Origin of the sequence: Pseudomonas migulae NBRC 103157 (assembly GCF_002091715.1) — a bacterium.
GTDB classification, from domain to species: domain Bacteria; phylum Pseudomonadota; class Gammaproteobacteria; order Pseudomonadales; family Pseudomonadaceae; genus Aquipseudomonas; species Aquipseudomonas migulae_A.
The window spans coordinates 193,856-203,676 of sequence record NZ_BDAG01000005.1 but is presented as its reverse complement, the minus strand read 5'-3'; the positions used below and the strand labels follow the sequence as shown (position 1 = coordinate 203,676).

Sequence of the window (9,821 nt, the reverse complement as noted above, 5' to 3'; positions counted from 1 at the left end):
CGCCAGCAAATTCGGGTCACGCTCCTTGGCTTTCAAAAACACCACCCCAATGTGCTGCTGCAATCGGTACTTTTCCTGCAGCGGAATCAGCTTCACGCGGTTCTCATACACCGCTGCAATCCGACCCGGCAACAACGCATAACCCACCCCCGAACTGACCATGCTCAGCAGGGTGAAGATGTCGTTGACCTGCATCGCTACCTTCGGCTCGAAGCCCGCCTGCCTGAACACCCGATTGCCGTCCTGGTGCGTGGCGAAGCCTTGGGTCAGGGTGATGAAGGTTTCGTCGCGCACCTCGGCTAGGTCGACTTCCGCCCGTTGGGCAAACTTCGAATCCGCCGGGGTGGCCAAAAAGATGTCATCGGAAAACAGCGGAATCTGCTCGCAGTCCGGGTCGTTGACGCTGTCGTCCAGCGAGACCAGGATCGCGTCGACTTCCATGTTCTTGAGCTTGTACAACAGGTCGAAATTCGAACCGAGGATCAAGTCGATGTTGAGTTCGCTGCGGCGGAGTTTCAGGCCCATGATCAGTTGCGGCACGGTCTTCACCGTCAGCGAATACAACGAGCCCAGCTTGAAGCGCTCCGCGGAGAAACCGGCGGCTTCGCGGGTCAGGCGCACGGTTTCAACCACGTCCTGGATCAGCTTCTGCGCCCGTTCTTCCAGCACATACGCGCTTTCCAGCGGCGTCAGGTTGCGGCCTTCATGTTTGAACAGCGGGCAGCGCAGCGCGCTTTCCAGGGAATGAATGGCGCGGTGTACGCTGACGTTGCTGGTCTGCAACTCGGCGGCCGCCCGGGCCAGGTTGCCGGTTCGCATGAAGGCCAGGAACACCTCGAGTTTTTTCAGGGTCAACTCTTCGTCGATCAGCATGGGCATGACTCTTGGTCGAATGGCTCGATTGTGCCCAATTACTGAAAGTGACGCAGGTCTTTGTAGGAGCGGCCGGGTGGCGTTCCGTTTGCTGGCGATTGGCCCTCAAATTTACGTTGATCTTGAGGCCGCCATCGCCAGCAAGCCTGCTCCTGTAGGGAGGTATGCTTTGAAACATTGCGCTTTTACGCTTGAAGCCTGAGCCTTGCGCAATGCTGTAACGAATGTCGAGGTGAGCAACACATGTATCACGGGGAAAGATTGAACGCCTGGACGCATCTGGTCGGGGCGGTGGCGGCAACGGTTGGGGTGGTGTGGATGCTGGTGATCGCCGGCATGGACGGCAGCCCGTGGAAGATTGTCAGCGTGGCGATTTACGGTTTCACGTTGATGGTGCTCTACAGCGCATCGACCGTTTACCACAGTGTGCGCGGGCGCAAGAAAGCGATCATGCAGAAGGTCGATCACTTTTCGATCTACCTGTTGATTGCCGGCAGCTACACGCCGTTTTGCCTGGTGACCTTGCGCGGGCCGTGGGGCTGGACGTTGTTCGGGATTGTCTGGGGGCTGGCGTTGATCGGCATCCTGCAAGAGATCAAACCGCGTTCGGAAGCGCGGATCCTGTCGATCGTGATTTACGCGGTGATGGGCTGGATCGTGCTGGTGGCGGTCAAGCCGTTGCTGGCGGCGCTGGGCACGGCCGGGTTCGCCTGGCTGGCGTCGGGCGGGATTTTGTACACCGTGGGGATTGTTTTCTTTGCCCTGGATCATCGGTTGCGGCATGCGCACGGGATCTGGCATTTGTTCGTGATCGCGGGGAGTTTGCTGCACTTCGTGGCGATTCTGGTGTACGTCCTGTAGACCGCATTGTGGCCATCGCCATCAAGCCGGCTCCTGCAGGTCATGTGTTGCCCGTGATATGTGCGGCAACCACGATGCCTTGTAGGAGTCGGCTTGCTGGCGAAGTCGTACTAGAAGTCGCCCCAAAGCTGCTGGGCCACCGCCAACGCCACGACCGGCGCGGTCTCTGTGCGCAACACCCGAGGTCCAAGGCGAGCAGCATGGAAACCAGCGCCCTTGGCCTGATCAACCTCCGCATCCGACAACCCACCCTCCGGCCCGATCAAGAACGCCAGCGTTGCCGGCTTGGCATGACTCACCAACGGCTCAGCCACTGGATGCAGGACCAGTTTCAATTCAGCCTCGGTCTGCTTCAACCAGTCTGCCAACAACAGCGGCGGATGAATCACCGGCACCCGTGAACGCCCGCATTGCTCGCACGCGCTGATCGCCACCTGACGCCAATGCAGCAGGCGTTTGTCGGCGCGTTCGTCCTTCAGACGGACTTCGCAGCGGTCGCTGAAGATCGGGGTGATTTCGGTGACGCCCAGTTCCGTGGCTTTCTGAATCGCCCAATCCATTCGCTCGCCACGGGACAAGCCCTGGCCGAGATGGATCTGCAACGGTGATTCGACCTGACCGGCGAAGCTTTCATCGATCTGCACCACGACGCGCTTCTTGCCGACCTCCACCAGCGTGGCGCGAAACTCATGGCCCGAGCCGTCGAACAATTGCAACGCATCGCCCTCGGCCATGCGCAGCACGCGGCTGATGTAATGGGCCTGGGCCTCGGGCAACTCGTGCTCGCCGGTGCTCAGGGGGGCGTCGATAAAGAAGCGGGACAGTCTCATGCTGGGTCTCTGAAAATTGGCTTTTGTGGCGAGGGGGCTTGCCCCCGTTCGGCTGCGAAACAGTCGTAATTCTGGCGATGCGTTTTAGCTGGACAGACGCGGTTGTCGGTTTTTGGGCTGCTTCGCAACCCAACGGGGGCAAGCCCCCTCGCCACAGATAAATCCACTCACCACAGGAACTGCGTTGGTCTTTAGCCCGGATCGCGGAAGCCGGGGTGGAAGTCTTTCGGCACCGACACGCTGACGCTGTCGCGAGTCGCGATGTCGATCCCTTCACTGGCCACTTCCGCCAGAAAGTCGATCTGCTCCGGCGTGATCACGTAAGGCGGCAGGAAATACACCACGCTGCCCAACGGTCGAAGTAAAGCACCTCGCTCCAGTGCATGCTGGAACACCTTCAAGCCGCGACGCTCTTGCCACGGGTAAGCTTCCTTGGTCGCCTTGTCCTTGACCATCTCGATGGCCAGCACCATGCCGGTCTGGCGCACTTCCGAGACGTTCGGGTGATCGGCCAGATGTGCGGTAGACGAGGCCATGTGCTGTGCCAACGCCTTGTTGTTTTCGATGACGTTGTCTTCTTCGAAGATGTCCAGCGTCGCCAATGCCGCCGCGCACGCCAGCGGGTTGCCGGTGTAGCTGTGGGAATGCAGGAAGGCGCGCAGGGTCGGATAGTCGTCGTAGAACGCGCTGTAGACGTCTTCGGTCGTCACGCAGGCCGCCAACGGCAGGTAACCGCCAGTCAGGGCCTTGGACAGGCAAAGGAAGTCCGGGCGGATGCCGGCCTGTTCACAGGCGAACATCGTCCCGGTGCGGCCGAAGCCGACGGCGATTTCGTCGTGGATCAGGTGCACGCCATAACGGTCGCAAGCTTCACGCAGCAGCTTCAAATAAACCGGGTGATACATGCGCATGCCGCCAGCGCCCTGGATCAGCGGCTCGACGATCACCGCCGCGACGGTGTCGTGGTTCTCGGCCAGCGTCTGCTCCATCGCGGCAAACATGTTCCGGGAATGTTCTTCCCAACTCATGCCTTCCGGGCGCAGGTAGCAATCGGGGCTTGGCACCTTGATGGTGTCCAGCAGCAGCGCCTTGTAAGTCTCGGTGAACAGCGGCACGTCGCCCACCGACATCGCCGCCATGGTCTCGCCATGGTAGCTGTTGGTCAGGGTAACGAAGCGCTTCTTGGCAGGCGCGCCGCGGTTGAGCCAGTAGTGAAAACTCATTTTCAGCGCGACTTCGATGCAGGACGATCCGTTATCGGCGTAGAAGCACCGGGTCAGGCCTTCCGGCGTCATCTTCACCAGTCGCTCGGACAGCTCGATGACCGGCTGATGGCTGAAGCCGGCGAGGATTACGTGCTCCAGCTGATCGACCTGGTCCTTGATGCGCTGGTTGATGCGCGGGTTGGCGTGGCCGAACACGTTGACCCACCAGGAGCTGACCGCGTCGAGGTAGCGTTTACCTTCGAAATCTTCCAGCCACACGCCTTCACCGCGCTTGATCGGGATCAGCGGCAACTGTTCGTGGTCTTTCATCTGGGTGCAGGGATGCCACAACACCGCGAGATCGCGTTGCATCCACTGATTATTCAGGCCCATGTTCAGTCTCCTCGAGGCGGTCCGCGGCAGGCGCGGACATACAATCGCGCAAGCCTATGCAATGCGTCGCGCGGGAACAACCCATTGTGTCGATTGAGCTACTTTGTATGGGGTGACAGACGTTGCTGGCGGCCTATTGATGGCTAACGTATTCTTCGCGGTTCTTTGAGTCGTCTGACTCGTAAAACTGCTTTTTCCTCGTGTATTTCCGGAGTTCGCTGAATGTCTGCTGGTTGGCTGCGCGCCTGTGCGCTGGTGATGTTGGGGCTGTTCAGCGTGTCTGCGCTGGCCAAGGATAAAACGGCGATCGTGATTGGCGGTGGGCTTTCGGGCCTCACTGCTGCTTATGAACTGCAGAACAAGGGCTGGCAGGTCACCCTGCTGGAAGCCAAGCCGAGCCTCGGTGGCCGTTCCGGCATGGCCACCAGTGAATGGATCGGCAACGACAAGACCCAGCCGGTGCTGAACAAGTACGTCTCGACGTTCAAGCTGAGCACCACGCCGGCACCAGAATTCGTGCGCACGCCGAGCTACCTGATCGACGGTGTGTATTACACCGCAGCCGATCTGGCTACCAAGGAGCCGGCAACCGCCGATGCGCTCAAGCGCTACGAAAAGACCCTGGACGATCTGGCGCGCTCGATCGAAGACCCGCAGAACCCGGCGGCGAACAGCACGTTGCATGCCCTGGATCAGATCAACGTCTCCAACTGGCTCGACCGTTTGACGCTGCCAGCCACGGCCCGTCAATTGATCAATCAGCAAATTCGTACCCGCTATGACGAACCTTCGCGCCTGTCGCTGCTGTACTACGCACAACAGAGCCGGGTTTATCGCGGTGTGTCCGACCGTGACTTGCGCGCTTCGCGCCTGCTCGGGGGCAGCCCGGTGTTGGCACAAGCCTTCGTCAAACAGCTGAAAACCATCAAGACCAACTCCCCGGTCTCGTCCATTACCCAGGACAAGGATGGCGTGACCGTCAAAGTCGGCAGCGTTGGCTATCAGGCTGACTACGTCGTGGTCGCCGTGCCATTGCGCGCCCTGAACAAGATCCAGATGACCCCGGCGCTGGACGCCCAGCACATGGGCGCCATCAAAGGCACCAACTACGGTTGGCGCGACCAGATCATGCTGAAGTTCAAGACGCCGGTATGGGAAAGCAAGGCGCGCATGTCCGGCGAGATCTACAGCAACACCGGGCTGGGCATGTTGTGGGTAGAGCCAGCCCTGAAGGGCGGTGCCAACGTGGTGATCAACCTGTCCGGCGACAACGCGCGGGTGATGCAGGCCTTCGGCGACAAGCAGATGGCCGATCAGGTACTGATTCGCCTGCATGCCTTTTATCCACAGGCGCGCGGTTCGTTCACCGGTTATGAAATCCGCCGCTACAGCACCGACCCGTCGATGGGCGGCGCTTACCTGGCCTTCGGTCCGGGCCAGATCAGCAAGTACTGGCGCCTGTGGGAACGTCCGCTGCAGCGCGTAGCGTTCGCTGGCGAACACACTGACACGTTGTACCCAGGCACGCTGGAAGGCGCATTGCGCACGGGTCAGCGGGCGGCAGGTCAGGTTGAAGACCTGGCGGCAGGCAAGTCGTTCGAGCCGGCGAAGGTTGTTCCGGCAGCGACCGCTGCGGCGGCCGGCGCAGTGGCGGCGAAGAAAGGCAACTTCTTCAGCAATCTGTTTGGTGGCTCGGATGACGAGAAGAAGCCGGAGCCGGTCAAGGCACCCGAACCGGTCACACCGCCAGCACCGGCGCCCGCGCCAGTGGCCACCCCGGCACCAGCGCCCGTGGAAGCACCGAAACCTGCAGCACCGGTGAAAGCCGAGCCCGCCAAGAAGGCTCCGGCCAAGGCACCGGCGAAAAAGCCTGCGGCCAAGACCGAAGCCAAAAAAGCGCCAGCCAAGGCGCCTGTGAAGAAAGCCGAACTGGCGAAGAAACCAGCGACCAAACCCGCTTCGACCGCGGCAACGGACACCCAAGCGCAGTAAGCTTTTGGATTAAGGAAACGCGGCAGAAATGCCGCGTTTTTTTATGCCTTGAAGAACAGAACCGAATAAACCTCATGGCGGAGGTGTTCTTCATTTGGACGTCATTTCTTTTCACACATTGGTCTTTAATCTTTCCTTAACTCACCCATTTCAGACTCTTTATCGTATTTCTCGATATTTCAAAGCGAAATTTTCCGCTTTAAATCGATAGATAACTCGATAGTCTTGGTCGCAATTCTCACAGGATCTGGGCATGCAGCTACGTAACTCTTCTTCCCGCTACGGTTGGGTCAGCATCTTCATGCATTGGGGCGTGGCGCTGGCGGTCTTCGGTCTGTTCGCGTTGGGGTTGTGGATGGTCGGTCTCGACTACTACAGCACCTGGCGCAAAGACGCGCCGGACCTGCACAAGAGCATTGGCCTGGTGTTGTTGGCAGTGATGATTCTTCGGGTGATCTGGCGCTTCATCAGCCCGCCGCCGCCCACACTGGAAAGCTATAGCCGCCTGACGCGCATGGGCGCGAAGTTCGGCCATTCGTTCCTGTACCTCGGCCTGTTTGCTGTGATGATTGCCGGTTACCTGATTTCCACCGCAGACGGTGTCGGGATTCCGGTGTTTGGCCTGTTTGAAGTTCCTGCACTGGTGTCCGGACTACCGGACCAGGCAGACACCGCCGGTGTGATTCATCTGTATCTGGCGTGGGCACTGGTAATTTTTTCCGGTCTCCATGCGTTGGCAGCATTGAAGCACCACTTTATCGATCGTGATGCGACCCTCACTCGTATGCTGGGCCGCAAAGCCTGAAGTTCAACCTCGACTCCAAAGGAATAGAAAGCATGTTGAAAAAGACCCTCGCCGCTCTGGCAATCGGTTCCGCTCTGCTGTCCGCCGGTCACGTAATGGCCGCTGACTACGTCGTCGACAAAGAAGGCCAGCACGCCTTCGTTGACTTCAAGATCAGCCACCTGGGCTACAGCTACATCACCGGTACCTTCAAGGATATCGACGGCAAGTTCAGCTTCGACGCCGCCAAACCTGAAGCCAGCAAGATCGAGTTCAATGTGAATACCGCCAGCGTATTCACCAACCATGCCGAACGCGATAAGCACATCGCCAGCGGTGATTTCCTGAATGCGGCCAAATTCGCCAAGGCCACCTTCGTTTCCACCAGCGTCAAATCCACTGGCAAAAACGCCGCTGGCAAAGACACTGCCGATGTAGCGGGTGATCTGACCATCGCTGGCGTGACCAAGCCAGTCGTGGTCAAGGCTACGTTCCTGGGTGAAGGCAAGGATCCATGGGGCGGCTACCGTGCCGGCTTCGAAGGCACCACCAGCATCAAGCGTTCCGACTTCGGCAAGCAGAAAGACCTGGGCCCAGGGTCCGATGCGGTCGAGCTGTACGTTTCGTTTGAAGGCGTAAAAGCGAAGTAACTTTCGCACCTGACACAAAAACGCCCCCGATCTCACGATCGGGGGCGTTTTTTATTGCCTGCCAACATTTTCATTACCACCACAAATCCCCTGTAGGAGCCGGCTTGCTGGCGATAGCGGAGTCTCCGCCGACATCCACGAGGCTGACACACCGTCATCGCCAGCAAGCCGGCTCCTACAGGGGAAATTGTCCGGCGCAGAATGTTTTTTGTCCGGCATAAAAAAATGCCCCGGATCGCGAGAACCGGGGCATTTTTTTATTGCGGCGTTAAATCAGCGGTTGCGAGTCAGCAACGCCGGTTTTTCACCACGCGGACGGCCTGGCAGTTGATCAAGTTGCTCGGGAGTCGGGAAACGATCGGTTTTCGACTCCTTGTGAATGATCTTCGGTGCCGGACCGCGCGGGTTTTGCACGGCGGGTTCCGAGCGCGGCTGATCGTCACGCGCCGGGCGACGGTTGCGGCCTTCTTCGCGACGGGCCTGACCGTCACGTGGAGCGCCGTTGCGTGGACCGCTGCGCTTGGCCGGCGGCGTGCCGGTGGTGGCGCCGTCGCTGCTGCGCGGACCGCTTTGGCGACCCTGAGGCTTGCCGCCGGTGCGCGGAGCACCAGCGCCAGCGGCCGAACCTTGTGCCGGAGCACCTGGACGGCGGCCACGGCCCTGAGCCGGTTTGGCTTGAGGCACGTAGTCGACGCGGTTACCGAAGTTATCGATATCGTCGTCCAGGAACTCGTCCGGAGCGCGATCAGCGGCAGCGCGTGGCGCCGGACGCTGTTGCTCGCGAGCCGGGGTGCCTTCGCGTGGTTTCTGCTCACGTGCCGGGCGCTCGCCACGGCCGCTGGCCGCCGGTTTTTCCTTGCCGCCCTTGTCCTTGCCTTTGTCTTTACGACCGCCGCCACCGCCGCTGCCGTTCGGACCGTCGCCGCGCGGGCCACGTGGGTTGCGCGGGTTACGCACATCCGGACGCTCGCGGACTTCCGGTTTTTCGGCTTCTACGGCGCTGGAATCGAAGCCCATCAGGTCGCCATCGGCGATTTTCTGCTTGGTCATGCGTTCGATGCTTTTCAGCAGCTTTTCTTCGTCCGGAGCCACCAGCGAGATCGCCTCGCCCGAACGACCGGCACGGCCGGTACGGCCGATGCGGTGTACGTAATCTTCGTCGACGTTCGGCAGTTCGAAGTTGACCACGTGTGGCAACTGATCGATGTCGAGGCCGCGTGCGGCGATGTCGGTGGCAACCAGGATGCGCACTTCGCCAGCCTTGAAGTCGGCCAGGGCTTTGGTGCGCGCGTTCTGGCTCTTGTTGCCGTGGATCGCGACGGCGGTGAGGCCGTGTTTGTCCAGGTACTCGGCCAGGCGGTTGGCGCCGTGCTTGGTGCGGGTGAACACCAGAACCTGTTCCCAGGCGCCCGCGGTGATCAAGTGCGCCAGCAGCGAACGCTTGTGGTTGGCCGGCAGACGGAACACGCGTTGTTCGATGCGCTCGACCGTAGTGTTCGGCGGCGTGACTTCAATGCGTTCCGGGTTGTGCAGCAGCTTGCCGGCGAGGTCGGTGATGTCCTTGGAGAACGTCGCCGAGAACAGCAGGTTCTGGCGTTTGCTCGGCAGACGAGCCAGGACCTTCTTCACGTCATGGACAAAGCCCATGTCGAGCATGCGGTCGGCTTCGTCCAGCACGAGGATTTCCACGTGGGACAGATCGACGCTGCCTTGGCCGGCGAGGTCGAGCAGGCGGCCAGGGCAGGCCACCAGCACGTCAACACCACGGGACATGGCTTGAACCTGCGGGTTCATGCCGACGCCGCCGAAGATGCAGGCGCTGACGAACTTCAGGTCACGGGCATAGACCTTGAAGCTCTCGTGGACTTGAGCCGCGAGTTCGCGGGTTGGGGTCAGGACCAGCACGCGTGGTTGGCGCGGGCCGTGACGCTGGGATTTGTCCGGGTGACCGTTGGGGAACAACCGCTCCAGAATCGGAAGGGCGAAGCCGCCGGTTTTACCAGTACCTGTCTGAGCCGCAACCATCAGGTCGCGACCTTGCAACACGGCGGGAATGGCCCGCTGTTGCACCGGAGTAGGCTCGGTATAGCCCGCTGCCTCGATGGCGCGGACTAAAGCCTCGGAGAGACCGAGGGAAGCAAAGGACATGAGTAATCCTGTTTTAGTTAGGGCTTGGCCCAATGGGAGTCTTGCCTGGCGCGAATGGCGTTTAAGAAGAACGCAATCCCGTCCG

At 60.4% G+C, this 9,821-nt stretch carries 8 protein-coding genes; 4 read left to right on the top strand and 4 right to left on the bottom strand.

The window, feature by feature from the left end:
- On the bottom strand, window positions 1-873 hold an 873-nt coding region (locus PMI01S_RS06520), incomplete at its 3' end, for a LysR family transcriptional regulator (RefSeq protein ID WP_084318554.1).
- 243 nt (window positions 874-1,116) lie between these two features.
- Between PMI01S_RS06520 and trhA the strand changes: the two genes are divergently transcribed.
- Window positions 1,117-1,734, top strand: coding sequence for a PAQR family membrane homeostasis protein TrhA (gene trhA, locus PMI01S_RS06515; protein ID WP_084318553.1), 618 nt, complete (start codon window positions 1,117-1,119; stop codon window positions 1,732-1,734).
- Window positions 1,735-1,844: 110 nt separating this feature from the next.
- On the opposite strand, the gene PMI01S_RS06510 is transcribed toward trhA, so the two are convergent.
- Both PMI01S_RS06510 and PMI01S_RS06505 read right to left on the bottom strand, forming a co-directional pair.
- A complete protein-coding gene (locus PMI01S_RS06510; protein WP_084318550.1) occupies window positions 1,845-2,564 on the bottom strand; it encodes a 16S rRNA (uracil(1498)-N(3))-methyltransferase in 720 nt (239 codons plus the stop codon).
- Window positions 2,565-2,755: 191 nt separating this feature from the next.
- Window positions 2,756-4,162: an adenosylmethionine--8-amino-7-oxononanoate transaminase gene (locus PMI01S_RS06505; protein WP_084318547.1), complete on the bottom strand. Its 1,407-nt coding sequence runs from the start codon at window positions 4,160-4,162 to the stop codon at window positions 2,756-2,758.
- A gap of 222 nt (window positions 4,163-4,384) precedes the next feature.
- On the opposite strand from PMI01S_RS06505, the gene PMI01S_RS06500 reads away from it, so the two are divergent.
- From PMI01S_RS06500 to PMI01S_RS06490, 3 genes are all read left to right on the top strand, one after another.
- On the top strand, window positions 4,385-6,154 hold the full coding sequence (locus PMI01S_RS06500; RefSeq protein ID WP_084318544.1) for a flavin monoamine oxidase family protein: 1,770 nt from the start codon (window positions 4,385-4,387) through the stop codon (window positions 6,152-6,154).
- 253 nt (window positions 6,155-6,407) lie between these two features.
- Entirely contained in the window at window positions 6,408-6,959 is a 552-nt protein-coding gene (locus PMI01S_RS06495; protein ID WP_084318541.1) for a cytochrome b, read from the top strand.
- 32 nt (window positions 6,960-6,991) lie between these two features.
- Window positions 6,992-7,588 carry a YceI family protein gene (locus tag PMI01S_RS06490; protein ID WP_084318538.1) on the top strand — a complete coding sequence of 199 codons (597 nt, stop codon included), beginning with the start codon at window positions 6,992-6,994 and terminating at the stop codon, window positions 7,586-7,588.
- 273 nt (window positions 7,589-7,861) lie between these two features.
- Here the strand turns inward: PMI01S_RS06490 and rhlE2 are convergent, their stop codons facing one another.
- A complete protein-coding gene (gene rhlE2 / locus PMI01S_RS06485; protein ID WP_084318535.1) occupies window positions 7,862-9,736 on the bottom strand; it encodes an RNA helicase RhlE2 in 1,875 nt (624 codons plus the stop codon).
- Window positions 9,737-9,821 lie beyond the last annotated feature (85 nt).

What these genes read in the sequence shown, in the direction of transcription:
- PMI01S_RS06490 (WP_084318538.1), top strand. Translation starts at nt 6,992, where the DNA reads ATGTTGAAAAAGACCCTCGCCGCTCTGGCAATCGGTTCCGCTCTGCTG.
- trhA (WP_084318553.1), top strand. Translation starts at nt 1,117, where the DNA reads ATGTATCACGGGGAAAGATTGAACGCCTGGACGCATCTGGTCGGGGCG.
- PMI01S_RS06505 (WP_084318547.1), bottom strand. Translation starts at nt 4,162, where the DNA reads ATGGGCCTGAATAATCAGTGGATGCAACGCGATCTCGCGGTGTTGTGG.
- rhlE2 (WP_084318535.1), bottom strand. Translation starts at nt 9,736, where the DNA reads ATGTCCTTTGCTTCCCTCGGTCTCTCCGAGGCTTTAGTCCGCGCCATC.
- PMI01S_RS06500 (WP_084318544.1), top strand. Translation starts at nt 4,385, where the DNA reads ATGTCTGCTGGTTGGCTGCGCGCCTGTGCGCTGGTGATGTTGGGGCTG.
- PMI01S_RS06495 (WP_084318541.1), top strand. Translation starts at nt 6,408, where the DNA reads ATGCAGCTACGTAACTCTTCTTCCCGCTACGGTTGGGTCAGCATCTTC.
- PMI01S_RS06510 (WP_084318550.1), bottom strand. Translation starts at nt 2,564, where the DNA reads ATGAGACTGTCCCGCTTCTTTATCGACGCCCCCCTGAGCACCGGCGAG.